General features: G+C 69.6%; 15 protein-coding genes. 8 read left to right on the forward strand and 7 right to left on the reverse strand.

Translation table 11 applies throughout. The annotated features are described in order from the left end of the window. The first annotated feature begins 8 nt into the window (after positions 1-8). The 3 genes from HYG95_RS18135 (at position 9) to HYG95_RS18145 (ending at position 5,155) form a co-directional block, all read left to right on the forward strand. Positions 9-1,310: a DNA polymerase IV gene (locus tag HYG95_RS18135; protein ID WP_181699300.1), complete on the forward strand. Its 1,302-nt coding sequence runs from the start codon at positions 9-11 to the stop codon at positions 1,308-1,310. Positions 1,311-1,356: 46 nt separating this feature from the next. After that, a complete protein-coding gene (locus HYG95_RS18140; RefSeq protein WP_181699255.1) occupies positions 1,357-1,851 on the forward strand; it encodes a hypothetical protein in 495 nt (164 codons plus the stop codon). Positions 1,852-1,924: 73 nt separating this feature from the next. Further along, positions 1,925-5,155, forward strand: coding sequence for an arabinosyltransferase domain-containing protein (locus tag HYG95_RS18145; RefSeq protein ID WP_181699257.1), 3,231 nt, complete (start codon positions 1,925-1,927; stop codon positions 5,153-5,155). Positions 5,156-5,624: 469 nt separating this feature from the next. Here the strand turns inward: HYG95_RS18145 and HYG95_RS18150 are convergent, their stop codons facing one another. Further along, positions 5,625-6,557 carry an ADP-ribosylglycohydrolase family protein gene (locus HYG95_RS18150; RefSeq protein WP_181699259.1) on the reverse strand — a complete coding sequence of 311 codons (933 nt, stop codon included), beginning with the start codon at positions 6,555-6,557 and terminating at the stop codon, positions 5,625-5,627. A 157-nt stretch (positions 6,558-6,714) separates the two neighbouring features. Next, a complete protein-coding gene (gene rarD, locus HYG95_RS18155; protein WP_181699262.1) occupies positions 6,715-7,629 on the reverse strand; it encodes an EamA family transporter RarD in 915 nt (304 codons plus the stop codon). 35 nt (positions 7,630-7,664) lie between these two features. Here rarD and HYG95_RS18160 point away from each other — a divergent pair, with 35 nt between their 5' ends. Both HYG95_RS18160 and HYG95_RS18165 read left to right on the forward strand, forming a co-directional pair. Continuing rightward, positions 7,665-10,085, forward strand: a complete 2,421-nt coding sequence (locus HYG95_RS18160) for an HAD-IC family P-type ATPase (RefSeq protein WP_181699264.1) — start codon at positions 7,665-7,667, stop codon at positions 10,083-10,085. A 70-nt stretch (positions 10,086-10,155) separates the two neighbouring features. Continuing rightward, entirely contained in the window at positions 10,156-10,974 is an 819-nt protein-coding gene (locus tag HYG95_RS18165; protein ID WP_181699267.1) for a PhzF family phenazine biosynthesis protein, read from the forward strand. Positions 10,975-11,099: 125 nt separating this feature from the next. On the opposite strand, the gene HYG95_RS18170 is transcribed toward HYG95_RS18165, so the two are convergent. The 3 genes from HYG95_RS18170 to lspA form a co-directional block, all read right to left on the reverse strand. Continuing rightward, on the reverse strand, positions 11,100-11,771 hold the full coding sequence (locus tag HYG95_RS18170) for a hypothetical protein (RefSeq protein WP_181699269.1): 672 nt from the start codon (positions 11,769-11,771) through the stop codon (positions 11,100-11,102). 94 nt (positions 11,772-11,865) lie between these two features. After that, positions 11,866-12,792, reverse strand: coding sequence for an RluA family pseudouridine synthase (locus HYG95_RS18175; protein WP_067497526.1), 927 nt, complete (start codon positions 12,790-12,792; stop codon positions 11,866-11,868). Positions 12,793-12,865: 73 nt separating this feature from the next. Beyond that, positions 12,866-13,471, reverse strand: a complete 606-nt coding sequence (gene lspA / locus HYG95_RS18180; protein WP_181699271.1) for a signal peptidase II — start codon at positions 13,469-13,471, stop codon at positions 12,866-12,868. A 92-nt stretch (positions 13,472-13,563) separates the two neighbouring features. On the opposite strand from lspA, the gene HYG95_RS18185 reads away from it, so the two are divergent. Both HYG95_RS18185 and HYG95_RS18190 read left to right on the forward strand, forming a co-directional pair. Beyond that, the gene (locus tag HYG95_RS18185) at positions 13,564-14,511 is read left to right on the forward strand and encodes a hypothetical protein (protein WP_243750121.1); all 948 of its coding nucleotides are present in this window, start codon (positions 13,564-13,566) and stop codon (positions 14,509-14,511) included. After that, entirely contained in the window at positions 14,508-15,218 is a 711-nt protein-coding gene (locus HYG95_RS18190; protein WP_181699273.1) for a sensor domain-containing protein, read from the forward strand. The genes HYG95_RS18185 and HYG95_RS18190 overlap by 4 nt, the downstream gene beginning before the upstream one ends. 215 nt (positions 15,219-15,433) lie before the next feature. Here the strand turns inward: HYG95_RS18190 and HYG95_RS18195 are convergent, their stop codons facing one another. After that, positions 15,434-16,282 (reverse strand): TIGR03619 family F420-dependent LLM class oxidoreductase, encoded by an 849-nt coding sequence (locus HYG95_RS18195; protein WP_181699275.1) that lies wholly within the window; start codon positions 16,280-16,282, stop codon positions 15,434-15,436. A gap of 116 nt (positions 16,283-16,398) precedes the next feature. Here HYG95_RS18195 and HYG95_RS18200 point away from each other — a divergent pair, with 116 nt between their 5' ends. Beyond that, positions 16,399-16,866, forward strand: coding sequence for a VOC family protein (locus HYG95_RS18200; RefSeq protein ID WP_181699277.1), 468 nt, complete (start codon positions 16,399-16,401; stop codon positions 16,864-16,866). 40 nt (positions 16,867-16,906) lie between these two features. Here HYG95_RS18200 and HYG95_RS18205 read toward each other — a convergent pair. After that, positions 16,907-17,217: Rieske (2Fe-2S) protein (locus HYG95_RS18205; RefSeq protein WP_181699279.1), on the reverse strand; the 311-nt coding region annotated here is incomplete at its 5' end.

Consider the following 17,217-nt stretch of genomic DNA (forward strand, 5'->3'; position numbering starts at 1 on the left):
ACATCGATATGGACGCCTTCTTCGCCTCGGCCGAACAGCTCACCCGGCCGACCCTGCGCGGCAGGCCGGTGCTCGTGGGTGGGGTCGGTCAGCGCGGGGTGGTGGCAGGCGCCAGCTATGAGGCGCGGGTGTTCGGTGCGCGTTCGGCCATGCCCATGCATCAGGCGCGGCGGCTGGTCGGTGTCTCGGCGGTGGTCGTGCCGCCACGTGGGGCCGTGTATTCAGTGCTGAGCGGGCGGGTGTTCGACGCGCTGCGCAGCCGGGTACCGGTGCTCGAGACGTTGTCGTTCGACGAGGCGTTCGCCGAACCGGCCGAGCTCGCCGGGGCGAGCGTCGCCGAGGTCGAGGAGTACTGCGCGATGCTGCGCGCACTGGTCCGTGCGCGGACGGGTCTCACCGCCTCCATCGGGGCGGGCACCGGGAAACAGCTGGCCAAGATCGGCTCCGGACTGGCGAAACCCGATGGGATGCGGGTGATTTCGCCGTCCGAGCAAGGCGCGCTGCTGGCCGGGTTGCCGGTGCGCAAACTGTGGGGCATCGGTCCGGTCGCCGAATCGCGATTACGCAGCCTCGGTATCGAGACCGTCGGCGCGTTCGCCGCGCTGCCGGAAGTCGAGGCCGCCTCGATCCTCGGCGGCAGTGTCGGTGCCGCGCTGCACCGGCTGGCGCGCGGAATCGACGACCGGCCGGTCAGCGAGCGTGCCGAGGCCAAGCAGATCAGCGCCGAGAACACCTACGAACGCGACATCGTCACCCTCGCCGACCTGCGCACCGCGATCACCGCCATGGCCGCCTCGGCGCATCGCAGACTCGAACGCGACGGTCGCGCCGCCCGCACCGTCGTCCTCAAACTCAAGAAATCCGACATGAGCATCGTGACCCGCTCGTTCACGCTGCCCTATGCCACCACCGAACTGAGCACGCTGACCGCGGCCGCGCAACGTTCGGCCATCGACCCCACCGAACTCGGACCCATCCGGCTGGTGGGGGTCGGTTACGGCGGGCTCACCATGGTTCGCCAGGAATCGCTGTTCCCCGAACTCGACCAGGCGCTGCCCGCCGATATCGACACCGATTCTGTTGAGCCCCCCGAGCCGGTGGCCGAACAAGCGGAACTGCCGGTGGGGCAATGGCTTCCGGGTATGGACGTGCGGCATCCGGAATTCGGGCACGGGTGGGTGCAGGGGGCGGGCTACGGCGTGGTGACAGTGCGTTTCGAGACCAGTTCGACAGGCCCCGGCCCGGCGCGTACCTTTCCTGCCGACGAATCGGGACTGTCGCCCGCCGACCCGCTCGCCAGCCTCGACTGAGCGGGCCACGCCCGGCAGCCCGCCCCTCGAACCGAAGGACGAGCAGTTGACCCACCGCAGGATCGGCCGTGTCGCGATCGCAGGCCTGGCCGTGATCACCGCACTCGGGCTGAGCGCGTGCACCGAAGACAAGCCCGCCGCCAAGACGACCACCAGCGCCAAGGCGACCACGACGACCGCCACCGACGACGCGCTGCCACCGGTGCCGTCGGTGGAGGAGCTCAACGCCCAGCTCAACACCGCGCTGGACCCCTCGGTGCCCAACGAGCAGAAGCTGGACTTCGTGCAGGGCGGCGAGGCCGATCCCGAGCTGCCGAACCGCCTGGCCGTCGCCGCGCGCGACGCCGGTGCCCAGGTGCAGGTCACCGAGGTGACCTCCTTCGGTGACAGTGTGAACGCCAAGGCGAACTTCACGGTGAACGGGCAGACGAATGTGGTGGACGTGCCGTTCGTGGCCGACGCCGGTAAGTGGAAGGTGCAGAAGGCGTGGGCCTGCACGATGCTGACGAATCTGGGTCAGCAGTCGGCCGCGTGCGTCTGACATTCCGCTGTGCTGACGGCTCCACGCCGGGGCGGCTGGGGCGCGGGCGGGCGCGCGGTTAGGATCAGGCCCCGTGGTTGAGACGATCGTGCGGCAGGGGCATCCGCCCAAGGGTGCTTCGGAGCCGGTGCGACCGGGTTCGCCCGGCTGGGCGCGGGTCGTGGCGATTGTCGCCGGGCTGATCGCGGTGCTCAGCGCCGCGGCCATCCCCTTCCTTCCCGTCCGCGTCGACGCGGCGAGCGTGTCCTGGCCGCAGCAGGGCTCGCCCGCGTCGGTCGAGGCACCGCTCGTGGCCTACGCCCCCGCCGCTCTGACGGCGACGGTGCCGTGTGCGGCATTGAGTTCGGTCGCGGCGACCGGCGGGGTGGTCGTGTCCACCGTGCCGAGGCAATCGGCCGACATGGAGAAATACGGCTTCGTCGTCAAGGTCGTCGCCGACACTCCCGAGCGCCCCGGTCGGGTCGACGTGGTGTCGCGTTCGATGCTGGTGTGGACCGCGCCGCTGGCCGAGGTGCTCGACCGGTCGTGCGCGCTCACCGTCACCCTGTCGCCGACCGGATCAACGGTCACCACAACGGGACTCGGGGAGGGCGCCACCCTCGCCGGTGATCTCCGCCCACAGGTGGTCGGGGTGTTCAGCGAGCTCACCGGTGCCGCACCCGCCGACCTGGCGGTGCGTGTGGACGTCGATTCGCGCTACATCACCTCGCCCACCTGGCCCAAGCTCGCGGTGATCGCGCTGTGCGCGCTCGCGACGCTCGTCGCGCTGTTCGCGCTGCACCGGCTCGACGCCGCCGACGGCCGGTCGGCGCGCCGGTTCCTGCCGCAGCGCTGGTGGCGGCTGCGCCCGGTCGACTGGCTGGTGTTCGCGGTGCTCGGCGTCTGGCATTTCATCGGCGCCAACACCTCCGACGACGGCTACATCCTCGGGATGGCAAGGGGCGCACGCAGTTCGGGCAACATGTCGAACTACTACCGCTGGTTCAGCGTCGACGAGGGCCCGTTCTACACCCCCTACACCGACATCATCGGCTGGCTCACCCACATCTCCACCGTCAGCCCGCTCGTCCGCCTGCCCGCGCTGCTCGCCGGCGTGCTCACCTGGTGGTTGATCAGCCGTGAAGTGCTGCCGCGCCTGGGTATCGCGTTGCGGCACAGCAAGCTCGTCACCTGGACCGCGGCGCTGGTGTTCCTCGCGTTCTGGCTGCCCTACAACAACGGCTTGCGCGCGGAATTCGTTGTCGCCCTCGGTGTTCTGGTCACCTGGGTGTCGGTGGAGCGGGCCATCGCCACGCGGCGGTTGCTGCCCTACGCGGTGGCGGTGATCGTGGCCGCGTTCACCCTCACCGGTGCGCCGTCGGGGCTGATCTGCCTCGGCGCGCTGGTGGCCGGCGCGCGCACCATGACGGCGGTGATCGTGCGCCGGGCCAAGACGGTGGGCTACCTGTCGCAGCTGCTGCCGATCCTCGCGGCGGGTGTCGTCGTGCTCACCGTCGTCTTCGCCGACCGCACCCTGGCCGGTGTGCGCGAGATGTTCGCGGTGCACGAGAAGATCGGGCCGGGGGAGTCCTGGTTCTTCGAGTTCCTGCGCTACCAGTTCCTGTTGCAGATCAACGCCGACGGCTGGCTCACCCGCCGCTTCGGGGTCTTCGTCATGCTGCTCGGCCTCGTCGTGTGCGCGGCGACCATGCTGCGGCGCGGCGGGCACATCCCCGGCACGGCCGTCGGACCCACCCGGCGCCTGCTCGGCATCACCCTCGCCGCCATGGTGCTGATGATGTTCTCGCCGACCAAGTGGACGCACCAGTTCGGTGTGTTCGCCGGCCTCGCCACCTGCGTCGCCGCCGTCACCGCGGTCGCCGTGAGCCCGCAGGTGCTGCGGCCCCTGCGTAATCGGGCACTGTTCGCTGCCGCGGTGTTCTTCGCGCTCGCGGTGACCTTCGTCGGTGCCAACGGCTACTGGTACGTGTCGGCGTGGGGTGTGCCGTGGTGGGACAAGCCGCCGTCGGTCGCCGGGTTCGGTGTCTCCACGGTGTTCGCCGGGCTCACCGGGCTCGCGCTGCTGATCGCCGCCTGGTTCCACATCCATCCGAGTCCGTCGGCCAAGCCGACGCGGCTGAGCGGTGTGCCCGTGCTCGCGGTGGCCGCCGCGATGATGGTGCTGTTCGAGGTGGCGTCCTTCGCGAAGGCCGCCGTCGCCCAGTACCCGGCGTACTCGGTGGCGAGCTCGAACCTGAACGCGGCGTTCGGCGGTGGCTGTGGGATGGCCGACGAAGTGCTCGTCGAAACCGACGCCAACGCCTCGATGCTCGCCCCGCTCGCCGGTGACATGACCACGACCATGACGGGCGAATCGACCGGTTTCCGCCCCGACGGCGTGGCTCCCGTGCTCACCTCCGACGAGGTGGAATCCACGACCGGCCAAGCGAATTCGGTCTCCGACGACCCCGACGAGCTGCGCGACGCGACCACGTCGGCCGGTTCGGAATCACGCCAGGGTTCGCTGCAGCTCCCGTTCGGCCTCGACCCGGCCACCACCCCGGTACTCGGCAGCTACCGGGCAGGCACGCAGGAACCCGCCGCCCTGACCACCGGCTGGTTCCGCCTGCCCGAGGGCCCGCGCGGCCCGCTGCTCGCGGTGTCGGTGGCCGGTCGGATCCGCTCGGTCGACGCCGACGGCATCGTGCACCCCGGCCAGGACCTGACGGTCGAATACGGCACCGCCGCGCCCGACGGCACGGTGCAGGTGACCGGTCAGGTGATGCCGATCGACATCGGCCCCGCGCCGATCTGGCGCAACCTGCGCGTCCCGCTCGACCAGCTCCCCGCCGACGCCACGGCGGTCCGCCTGGTCGCCGCCGACAAGGACCTCGGTCCCGACCAGTGGCTCGCGGTGACCCCGCCGCGCATGCCCCAGACCACCACCCTGAGCGCCTTGGTCGGCCGCGACACCCCCGTGTTGCTGGACTGGACAGTGGGCCTGCACTTCCCATGCCAGAACCACATGCCCACCTATAACGGCGTGTCCGAAATCCCCGAGTACCGCATCCTGCCCGACCGCAACGGCGCGACCATCACCAACCTCTGGCAGGGCCATGACGGCGGCGGCCCACTCGGCTGGACCCAACTCCTCTTCACCGCCCGCACCCTCCCCACCTACCTGAACAACGACTGGGACAAGGACTGGGGCTCCCTCGAGCAATACCTGCCCCGAGACACCACAGCCACCCCCGCCGAGGTCTCGGTGAACCCCCGAACGGAGTGGGGCATCTGGACTCCCGGCCCGGTCATCACCGCCTGGTAACCCAGGACGCATGATCACCACGCTCAGGTGGATGGATTCACCCCGAAATCCGCCACAACGGCGTGGTGATCACTCGTCCAATCGGCCCATGCCCTAGAGGGCCACGCTGGTGGCGGATTTCGGGCGAAGCCCGCCCGACTACGGCGTGGTGTCGCTGGTCCTGTCGGCTGAGGCTCCGTGTGCCGCCTGGAGGGTTGCTCCCCACGTTGTGGTGGATTGATTCGGGTCGAGGCCCGCCATTAGGGGCGTGGTGACCGCTCGTCCCCAGTGGCTGAGGCCCGGTGTGCCGCCTAGACGGGTTGCTCGCCGTGCTGTGGTGGATTGATTCGGGGCTGAAGCCCGCCACCACGGCGTGGTGATCGGTTGTCCAGTGGCAGCGGCGGCCTCGATGCGCGCGGTTGCCGCCGACGCCCAGGGCGCCTGCGCGAACATGTGGTCGTCGCTGGGCGGGGTTGTGTCTGCGCGGGTGTCAGGTGGTGGCGATGCGGTGGGCGAGGGTGGGGAGGTCGGTGCCGGTGAGGCCGGGGTAGCCGTGGAGGATGTCGCGCCAGCGGGTGGGGACGGCGGAGGCGCCCCATCGGGCGCCGAGGAGGCCGCCTGCGATGGCGGCGGTGGTGTCGGTGTCGTTGCCCGCGCGGACGCACGCTTCCAGGGCGAGGGGAAGGTGGGTGGGTGCGGAGCTGTCCGTGGTGGTGATGGCCCACCAGGCGGTCTGCAGGGCGTGGACGACCCAGCCGTTGTTGGGGAAGTCGGCGGGGGTGCCGTGTTCGGCCTCGTCGAGTCGGGCGGTCCAGTAGTCGGAATACGCTGAACCGCTGACGTATTCGCGCACGCCGTCGAAGTTCGCGTGCAGTACGGCGTGCCGGATGGCGTACGTCCAGATCTTGCAGGCTTCGACGGCCTGCTCGTCGTAGTGGGTGAGCATGCCGACCCGCCCGGCCGCCGCGACGCATTCGGCCGCGTCGTCGAGGTAGGCGAGCGCCACCGGCGCCGTGCGCATCAGCGACCCGTTCCCGCCGGTCCGCCCGGTGAGCGACATCGCCGCCGCCTGCATGTCCAGCGCCGAGCTCGGCTTCATCGACAGCACCGCCCTGGTCTGATTGCCGATATCCGGCGGATCGGTGTCGTACCAGCGAACGAACCCCTCGGCCACCGCGTCCAGGTCGATCCCGGGCCCCTGCGACGCGGCCTGGGCGACCACCAACGCCATCGACGTGTCGTCGGTCCACTCACCCGGCGCCCAGTTGAACGGCCCACCGCCGATCATGTCGATCACCACATCGGTCCCGGGCTTGGTGAACTCGTACCCCGCCCCCAGCGCATCCCCGGCAGCCGTCCCCACCAGCACCCCGGCCACCCGATCCGCAAAGCCCGAATCCCGCACAGCATCCACCCCTTTCATCACAACAAGTCGACCCGACCGTACCGCCACACTCCGCTCGGTCGGCTCTGATAGTCCAACACCAACACCAACACCAACACCACCGCTGCCGCTGCTGCCGTTGCTGCTGCCGCCGCAGCCGACATCGGGGTGAAATCGCGCCACAAACGTGTGGTGCTCAGGCATCCAGGCTTTCGGCGGGCTGGGGAGCGGGGTGGCGGTTGCGGTGGGCTCGGCGGAGGGCGTCGGTGGTGAAGACGGCCAGGGCGGTCCAGATGAGGGCGAAACCGATCCAGCGGGAGGGCGGCATCGGTTCGTGCATCACCGCGACGCCCCAGGCCATCTGGAGGGCGGGGGTGAGGTACTGGAGGATGCCCATGGTCGACAGCGGGACGCGCTGGGCGGCGACGGCGAACAGCAGTAGCGGGATCAGGGTGACCGGCCCGGTGGCCATCATCAGCCCGAAATGCGCAGGGCTGGAAGTGAACTCACTGCGGCCGGTAGCCAGCAAGACGATCACGAACGCCAGCGCGAACGGGGCGGCGACCATCCCCTCGGCGGCGATTCCGCGCAGCGCGTCGAGCCGGATCACCTTCTTCACCAGCCCGTAGGTGGCGAACGAACACGCGAGCACCAGGGCGATCACGGGCGGTCTGCCGTAGTCGACGGTGAGCACGACCACCGCCAGCGCACCGAGCGAGAGCGCGGCCCATTGCGCACGGGAGAGCCGTTCCCGGAAGAACACCACCCCGAACGCCACCGTCACCAGCGGATTGATGAAGTACCCGAGCGCGCACTCCACCACATTCCCGGAGATCACCCCGAACACGTAGACGCCCCAGTTGATCGAGATCGCCGCCGACGCGACCGCCGCCAGCCGCCAGGTCCGCGCGTCGATTTTCCGCATCTCCCGCAGTCGCCCGCTGAGCAGCAACACCAGCACCACGACGACCAAGGTCCAGATGATCCGCTGCGCCACCACCTCCACGGCAGACGCGAATGCCAGCAGCCCGAAGAAGGCCGGAAACAGACCCCAGATCAGATACGCCCCCGTCCCGAAGACGACACCGGGCGGGGACGTTCTTGGCTGCATTCATCCCATGTTACGACTGACGTAGCCTGTCGGGCATGTCCATATCCGTGCGGGAGTCCGCCACCGGGCTCAGCGCAACAGAGGTCGAACAGCGTCGCCGTGACGGTCAGACCAACGACGTGCCCGCGCGGGCGAGCCGGTCGGTCGGCGAGATCGTTCGCGCGAACGTGTTCACCCGCATCAACGCCATCCTCGGTGTGCTGTTCCTGCTCGTGCTGTCGACCGGGTCGATCATCGACGGCATGTTCGGGCTGCTCATCGTGGCCAACAGCGCGATCGGCATCATCCAGGAGGTGCGCGCCAAACGCACCCTCGACCAGCTGGCCATCGTCGGCCAGGCCATGCCGACCGTGCGTCGCGACGGTGTCGCGAAGGAGATCGCCCCCGGCGAGGTGGTGCTCGACGACCTGATCGAGCTCGGCCCCGGCGACCAGATCGTGGTCGACGGTGAGGTGACCGAGGCCGCCGCCCTCGAGGTGGACGAGTCGCTGCTCACCGGCGAGGCCGATCCCATCGACAAGGGTGTCGGCGCGCCGGTGATGTCGGGCAGTTTCGTGGTGTCGGGTTCGGGCGCCTACCGCGCGACGAAGGTCGGCAAGGACGCCTACGCCGCCAAGCTGGCCGAAGAAGCCAGCAAGTTCACCCTGGTGCACTCCGAACTGCGCTCGGGTATCGACAAGATCCTGAAATTCATCACCTACCTGCTGATTCCGGCCGGCCTGCTCAGCATCTACAACCAGCTCGTCTCCAGCGGCGAGTCGTGGCGCCCGGCGGTCACCGGCATGGTCGCGGCCCTGGTACCGATGGTCCCCGAGGGCCTGGTTCTGATGACCTCCATCGCCTTCGCGGTCGGTGTGGTCCGCCTCGGTAAACGCAACTGCCTGGTGCAGGAGCTGCCCGCCATCGAGGGCCTGGCCCGTGTCGACGTGGTGTGCGCGGACAAGACCGGCACCCTCACCGAGAACGGCATGCGCCTGTCCCGCGTCGAACCGCTCGGTTCCTTCGACGAGGCGAGCGTGCGCCAGGTGCTCGCCGCGCTGGCGGCAGACGATCCACGTCCGAACGCCAGCGTGCAGGCCATCGGCGAGGCGCTGCCCGACCGCCCGGACTGGACCGGCACGGCCGTCGCCCCGTTCTCCTCGGCCAAGAAGTGGAGCGGCATTTCCTATGGCGCCCACGGTGATTGGCTCCTCGGCGCACCCGACGTGCTGCTCGACCCCACCTCCGAGACCGCCGCGCACGCCGAGCAGGTCGGTTCGCAAGGCCTGCGGGTGCTGTTGCTCGCGCGCGGTGACCGCCCGGTCGACGCCCCCGACGCGCCGGGCCGGGTGGAGCCCGCCGCCCTTGTCGTGCTCGAACAGAAGGTGCGTCCCGACGCCAAGGACACCCTCGAATACTTCGCGAGCCAGCATGTCTCGATCAAGGTGATCTCCGGCGACAACGCCGTCTCGGTCGGCGCGGTCGCCGCCTCGCTCGACCTGCCCGGGGGATCCGATCCCGTCGACGCGCGCACCCTGCCCGAGGACCGCGACGAGCTCGCCGACGTACTCGACGGGAAATCCACCTTCGGCCGCGTGCGCCCCGACCAGAAACGGGCCATGGTCGGCGCCCTGCAGTCGCGCGGCCACACCGTCGCCATGACCGGTGACGGCGTCAACGACGTGCTCGCCCTCAAGGACGCCGACATCGGTGTCGCCATGGGCGCGGGCAGCCCGGCCACCCGTGCGGTGGCCCAGATCGTGTTGCTGGACAACAAGTTCGCGACCCTGCCGTACGTGGTGGGGGAGGGCCGACGCGTCATCGGCAATATCGAGCGGGTGTCGAATCTGTTCCTCACCAAGACCGTGTATTCGGTGCTGCTGGCGTTCCTGGTCGGCCTGGCGGGTGTGGGTTCGCAGATCTTCGGCTACGACCCCATCGGTTATCCGTTCCTGCCGCGCCACGTGACCATCGCGGCCTGGTTCACCATCGGCATCCCGGCGTTCGTGCTGTCGCTCGCGCCCAACAACGAGCGGGCTCGCACCGGGTTCGTCGGCCGGGTGATGCGGCTGGCGGTGCCCTCAGGCGTGGTGATCGGTGTCGCGACGTTCGTGGCCTACCTGATCGCGTACGCGGGCCCCGAGGCCTCGGAGACGCAGCGGGTGCAGGCCGGGACCACCGCGCTGATCACGCTCATCATGATCGCGGTGTGGGTGCTCGCGCTGGTCGCGCGCCCGTACGTGTGGTGGAAGGTGGTGCTGATCGCGGTGTCGGTGCTGGCCTATGTCGCGCTGTTCACGATTCCGTTCACGCGCGAGTTCTTCAAGCTCGACCCGTCGAATCCGAGGCTCACCCTGGCCGCGGTGGTGTGTGGTGTGATCGGCATCGTGCTGGTGGAACTGGCCTGGTGGGTGCAGGCGCGACTGGCCGGCAACGCGGGCAAGCTCGTCCCGCCGGTCGGCGCGCAGGGGGCGTGACCGGGACCGGGCGCGCCTCGAGAACCCTTGTGCTGGGCGAAGTTTCGGTGTTGGAGTACCTTTGCCGGTTATGGAGGTATTGCTGCACCAGATCGACGCTTTCGCCGACGCGCCGTTCTCGGGCAACCCGGCCGCGGTCATGCCGTTGCCCACCTGGCTGCCGGACACATTGCTGCAACAGCTCGCCGAGGAGAACAACCTCGCCGAGACGGCGTTCTATACCTCCCAATTACCCCCGGAGGCAGGCGGCCCGCCCGGTGAGTGGCCCGCGTTCCACCTGCGCTGGTTCACCCCGGCGGTCGAGGTGGACATGTGCGGGCACGCCACCCTCGCCTCGGCGGCTCAGATCATCTCCGACATCCATCCCGAACACGACCGCGTCAGCTTCTATACCCGTTCCGGCTGGTTGCACGTCGACCGCACCGACGACGACGAATACGTCCTGAACCTGCCCGCCCTCGCCTCGGTCCAGGTGGATCCTGATCCCGTCCTGGTCGCGGCGCTCGGTGTCACGGCCGTGCGCGCCTACACCGGTCAAGACGAGATCATCGTGGTCGCCGACGAAGACGAAGTACGTTCGGCCACACCAGATTTCGGTGCCTTCCCGCAGCTGCCACGCGGTGCGGTTCTCACCGCTCCCGGTCGATCGAGCGACTTCGTCTCCCGCTTCTTCGGCCCCGGCGTCGGCGTCGCGGAAGACCCGGTCACCGGCTCGGCCCACGCCCAGCTGGTTCCGCTCTGGGCCCGCGAACTCGGGCGCTCCACCCTCACCGCCCGCCAGCTGTCCCGCCGCGGCGGCACCCTGCGCGGCGAACTGGCCGACAACCGGGTACTGCTCCTGGGGCGATGCAGACGGTATCTCGACGGAGTCGTCACCCTGCCGGACTGAAGCCGAGCAAAGCCACCGGCCCGTCGGCGATCGCGGGCGGCCGGCCGATGCGCGGTCCCGGAGACCGATCACGGGACCTCGACACCGTTTCGGGCCAGGCGTGGATCGGGCACAAAGTAGGCGCCCTACTCGGCGGGAACGGGACCGTCGTCGGGAGTCGGGGTGATGGTGCCGGTGTTCTCCGGCAGCAGCGGGCTCACCGCGAAGCGCCCGGCGACGGCGTCGGCCGGAAGTGCTTGCACCGCACGTACTCCCGGCCTGTCGGCGAGATCACGGAGTTGGGGCAGGGTGCCGCGCACGACGATCCCGGCCGTGCACGCGCATCCGGCCCGCAGCCGAGCGGCGCTGACCCGCACCACTGCCGCGCCGCGCCCGTCCCGGATCTGCTGCGATTCGAGCAGCCCCGCCGCCGCCTCGCCCGAGCGCACGGCGGGTTCGTTACCGGCGGGCGTGGCGACGGTGACGACCGGCGTCTGCACCCGATCGATCGGCACGTGCTGGATCACCCCGGAGATCCGCAACCCGTCGGCGACGCCCGGAAGCTGTTGTGGCGTCTGGTATTCGGTGAACGACACGAGCGCCCAGCGCGGATCGGCATCAGTGCCTTCGAGTGAGGCTCGAGCGTCGGCGAGGTAGTCGTCGACCTGCTCACCCTGGGCGGGCCCGAGCCGATCGGTCGCCACATGACCCGCCGCGTGCGGACGGGTGAACGCCACGATCAGCAGCACCACGGCCAGCACCGCCGCCGCGCCGAGCACCACCTTCGACCGCCCCGACAGACCGGTCGAATCGTCCACGCCCGCTACTTCTTCGGGCGGGACAGTCGGCGCGACGAGATCCCCGCGGTCGTCCGGCGCCGTCGTCGACGCCGGTTCGGACGACCGCGGGTCGTCAGGCATTGCGTAATACGTCCAGGGCGCCCGCCAGGTCGGCGGGATACTCGCTGGTGATCTCGAGCCAGCGCCCGTCGGCCGGGTGATGGAAACCCAGCTGACGCGCGTGCAGCCACTGCCGTTCCAGCCCGAGGCGCTTGGCCAGCGTCGGATCGGCACCGTAGGTGAGATCACCCGCGCAGGGGTGACGGATCGCGGAGAAATGCACGCGGATCTGATGGGTACGCCCGGTCTCGAGATGCACGTCGAGCAGGCTCGCCGCCTGGAACGCCTCGATGGTGTCGTAGTGGGTGATGCTCGGCCTGCCGTCGCCGGTGACGGCGAACTTCCAGTCGTTGCCGCGCGCACGCCCGATCGGCGCGTCGATGGTGCCGCTGCTCGGATCGGGGTGTCCCTGCACGAGAGCATGGTATTGCTTGTCGACCGTGCGTTCCTTGAAGGCGCGCTTGAGCATCGTGTAAGCGTGTTCGGATTGGGCCACGACCATCACGCCGGAGGTGCCCACATCGAGGCGGTGCACGATGCCCTGCCGTTCGTGTGCGCCGGAGGTCGAGATGCGGTAACCCATCGCGGCCAGTCCACCCACCACGGTCGGGCCCGTCCAGCCGACACCGGAGTGCGCGGCGACGCCGATCGGCTTGTCCACCGCGACGATGTCGTCGTCGGCGTAGAGGATCTTCATCCCCTCCACCGGGGCCGCTTCCACGGTCAGCTCACGTTTGGGTTCGGGGAAGATCACTTCCAGCCAGGCACCCGCGGTGAGCCGGTCGGACTTGCCCGCGGCGACACCGTCGAGCTGTACCGACCCTTCCTCGGCGAGCGCGGCGACCGCCGTGCGCGAGAGGCCGAGCAGCCGCGAGAGCCCCGCGTCCACCCGCATCCCGTCGAGCCCGTCGGGCACGGGCATAGTCCTGGTTTCTCTCATACTGCGTCCTCCTGCGCCTGCCGGAGGGGCGCTCCGTTCTTACGCAGGTCGCCGCCTCCTGGCTTCGACTCGGTCATGCGGTCTTCTCGGTATGTTTGCGACCGCTGCGGGTGCCATCGGGTTCGAAGCCGAAGATCGTCAGCGCGACCAGCAGAATCGCCCCGCACACGATGGCCGAGTCGGCCACATTGAACACCGGCCACCAGCCGATCGCGACGAAGTCGACGACATGGCCCTGCAGCGGGCCGGGGGAGCGGAAGATCCGGTCCACCAGGTTGCCCATCGCCCCGCCGAGCACCATGCCGAGCCCGATCGCCCACCACAGCGAACGCAAGGTGCGCCCGATGCGGATGACGCCGACCACCACGGCGGCCGCGATCAAGGTGAGCAGCCAGGTCATGCCGGTCGCCATCGAGAACGCCGCGCCCGGATTGCGCACGAGGTCCAGGCGCGCGAAGTCGCCGATGATCGGCACCGGGTCGTCGGGATCGATGTAGGCGACCGCGAGGCACTTGGTCAGCAGGTCGAGTCCGAACAGCACGGCGGCGATGATCAGCAGCGTTGTCAACCGGCGGCGACCTGGGGTTTCGGTCTCGTTCACCGCACTGGTTTCCGGCGCGGCGGCGGCGTCGCCGGTCGCGGGGACTGCGGCGTTGTCGGTTGACCGGTCTTCACTCACGTGTCCATCATTCCTTAGTCGTTCGCGGAGCCGCGTCGCGGACCGGCCGGAGTCCCAGCAGTTCCTCAGGAAGCGGTCGTACCCTGATCGCTGTGACGGTGTTGTCTAGTTCTCGCTTACCCCGCATCGCGCGCCCCGGGGTGTTTCTGGTGGCGCTCGTGCTCGGGTTCGCGACCTTCGGTGCCGGGTGCGCCGATCGGTCGCCGTCGACCGCCGATTCCGAGGGCCTCGAGCCGCTCGGTATCGGCAAGGAAGTGACCGTGCCGATCACCGCCGCGGTCGCCACCGTCGTCTCCCCGGGCGACGAGCCGCGCAGCCGGCTGCGCCCCCTCTACAGCATCGGCGCCACCCAGGAGGTGACGTTGCGCACCGACTACCGCATCCAGCAGCAGGTCAACGATCAACCGGTGCGCGACTTCTCGCCCGCCGCGCTCACCATTCCGATGACCGCGCGCGCCGATGTCGACGGTGTGGATCTGACGGTCGGCACCGTCACCACCCCCGACCCGGCGCTGAACAAGGCGTTCACCAATGCCGACGGTTCCCAGGCCGGGCTCGCGATGAGCGATCTCGGTGCCATCACCGAACTGCGGATGGCGCCCTCACCCGAGACGCCCAATTCGGCGCGGGCCGCGCTCGAGCAAGCGTTCTATCAGGCGGTGTACCAGTCCGTGGCGTTCCCCGACGAGCCCGTCGGGGTGGGCGCGGTGTGGACCGTGCATCAGCAGATCACCGGCGGCGTCACCCTCGATCAGGTCACCACCGCGACCCTGGTGAGCCGCGACGGCGACCGGCTCACCATCGACCTGCAGGTGAACCAGACCCCCACCGGAAACGTGTGGACGCTGCCCAACAATGCGGGCGCCCTTGACATCCAGAACTACGTGATGCAGGGCGCGGGCACGATCACCGTCGATCTCGGTCTGCCGCTGCCCGTTTCGGGTGCCATCGAGGTGGGCGGTCAGCAGACCTATCACGATCCGCGCAGCGTGAGCACGCTCGTGCAGACCCAGTCGACCCGCATTTCCTGGACCGAATGATGCGTTCGGCCCTGGCCCGCGCGGGCGCGGTCGCTTCGGCCTGCGCGGCGCTGGCAGCGTGCTCGTCGACGTCCGACGACTGCGGTGCGTCCTGTGCGACGACCTGGCCCGCGCCCGCCGCGGCGGCTCCCGGATCCGGGCCCGTCGTACGTGATCAGGCGCAGCTGAGCGCCGGCCTGCTCGCGGCCACCGACCTGCCCGGCGACTTCACGGCGGTCCCACCGCGCAGCGCGGGCGACGACGCCGCGGTGCCCGCCGACGCGCCGACCGATCCCGCCGACTGCGGCAGGCTGCTCACACCGATCGCCCAGCAGTGGCCCGGCTCGGCCGCCGCCGCCTCGGTCCAATTCGCCGGACCGAGCTTCGCCACCATCGACATCGACGCCGCGAGCTATCCCGACACCGCCCTCGCCGCCGCTTTCGACTCCCTGCAATCCAGACCACGCCGCTGCACCAGCTACACCGGTGACGACGCGGGCGTGCGCATCGACTACCGGACCGGCCCGCTGGAGCAGCCGCCTGTCGGCGATGCGGGCTCGGCGTTCACCCTGACCGCCACGAGCGAGGGCCTGACCTTGACTTCGGCCACCTCACTCGTTCAAGTGGGCAACACTCTGGTCCAGGTGGTCGTGACCGCTCCGGAAGAAGTCGATCCCGGCGTACTGGCCGACCTCACGGCGGCTCAGGTGCGCAAGCTGCGCGGCTGAGCGGCGACCGCCGGTCGGGCTCCACCCGGCGCGTTCGAAGGCGGGTCGGCGGCGCAGGTGTGACCGGAGCAGTCGGTCAGCCGCACAGGTATAACCGGCGGCCGGAGCGGGGCCGCACGGGTTACTGGCGCGGCCGGAGCGGGCCGCGCGAGCTACTGGCGCGTCCGGAGCGGCGGCCGCAGGTGTGACAGGCGCGGCCGGAGTGGGCACACTCGTCAGCCGAGCAAGCCGAGCTTTCCGCCGAGATGCGCGATGTAGCCGGTCACCTCGGCAGCGTCCCGGTCCGGCAGTCCGAAAACAACCTCCGTGACACCGAGATCGGCCCACCGAGCGAGCTGTTCGGCATTGTGTTTGCCCGCGAGCGCGATCACACGCGGGCTGCCCTCGCGTTCGGCTTCCTTCCAGACACGCTGCAGCAGTTCAATTTTCGCGCCGAGGTCGTCTTCGGTGGGCGTGGTGATCCAACCGTCGGCGTTGGCGGCGAGCCACGTGAAGGTCTTCTCCGTGCCACCCGCGCCGAGCAACACCGGCACGCCCGCGCGCACCGGCTTGGGCCACGACCAGCTCGGCCCGAACTTCACGAAGTCGCCGTCGAACTCGGCCTCCTCGTTCGACCACAGCGTCCGCATGGCGTCGAGATGTTCGCGCAGCACCGTGCGGCGCTTGTTGGCCGGCACACCGTGGTGGGCGAGCTCGTCGGTGTTCCAGCCGAAGCCGACACCGAGTTCCACCCGGCCGCCGCTGAGATGGTCGAGCGAGGCGATCGATTTGGCCAGGGTGATCGGGTGGTGCTCGGCGGGCAGCGCCACCGCCGTCGACAGCGTGATCCGGCTGGTGACCGCGGCGGCGGTGGCCAGGGCGACCCACGGGTCGAGGGTGCGCAGATAGCGGTCGTCGGGGAGCGAGGAGTCGCCGGTCTGCGGATGCGCCGCGGCCCGGACCACCGGGATATGGGTGTGCTCGGGCACGTAGAAGGCGTCGAAACCCGCCTGCTCGGCGGCCGAGGCCGCGTCGGCGGGCGTAATGCCCCGGTCACTGGTGAACAACACGATCCCGTACCGCACGCCCCGGCCCTCCTGAATAGTCAAAACTGAAACAAGTTCTACCAGGGTTCCGGTGTGGGCGACAGAGGAATAGGCTCGACGGCATCCGAGCAACACCGTCGACCCGGAGGTATCCGATGTCCGATGTGTCACCTATTCCCGCTGGTTATCCGGCAATCTGTCCCGGCATCGCCTGTGCGGGAGCCGCCGACGCGCTCGCTTTCTACATTTCCGTCCTCGGCGCCACCGAACGCATGCGCATGCCAGGTCCCGACGGCACGATCGTGCACAGCGAACTGCTGATCGGCGATTCCGTCCTGATGGTCGGCGACCCTGTTCCCGACATCGGCTTCGTCGACCCGAAGTCCATCGGCGGCTCGCCGGTGAACCTGATGGTCTACGTCCCCGACGCCGACGCCGTCTTCGCCGCCGCCCTCGAAGCGGGCGCCTCGCAGATCACCCCGATGGGCGACCAGTTCTACGGTGACCGCACCGGCTCCTTCGAGGACCCGTGGGGTCACCGCTGGACCGTGGCCACCCACATCGAGGACGTGTCGCCGGAGGAAATGGACCGGCGCATGGCCGAGATGATGAACGCGAGCTGAGCGCACCCGCCGGGCTCCGGTCAGGAGCCCGGCGCAACCGCTACCCGGAAACGATCGAATCCCCTTCGACCCGAACCGGTTTCGTAGGCAATGGGTTGCGTGCGGGCCCGCCACGCACCGCCCCGTCCAGCCCGAACCGGCTCCCGTGACACGGGCACACGATCACCCCGTCCTTCACCGACGTCACCTTGCACCCCGCATGCGTGCAGGTCGCCGAAAGCCCGACGAATGCCCCCGCCGTCGGCTGCGTGATCACGGTGTCGCCGACGATCACCCCACCACCCACCGGCACATCCTCGGTCTTGGCCAACGCCGTCCCCGGCGCGGCAGGCGCCCCCGTCGACCCCGACC

The sequence above is a fragment of the Nocardia sp. GTS18 genome (genome assembly GCF_013839555.1).
Classification (GTDB): Bacteria; Actinomycetota; Actinomycetes; order Mycobacteriales; family Mycobacteriaceae; genus Nocardia; species Nocardia rosealba.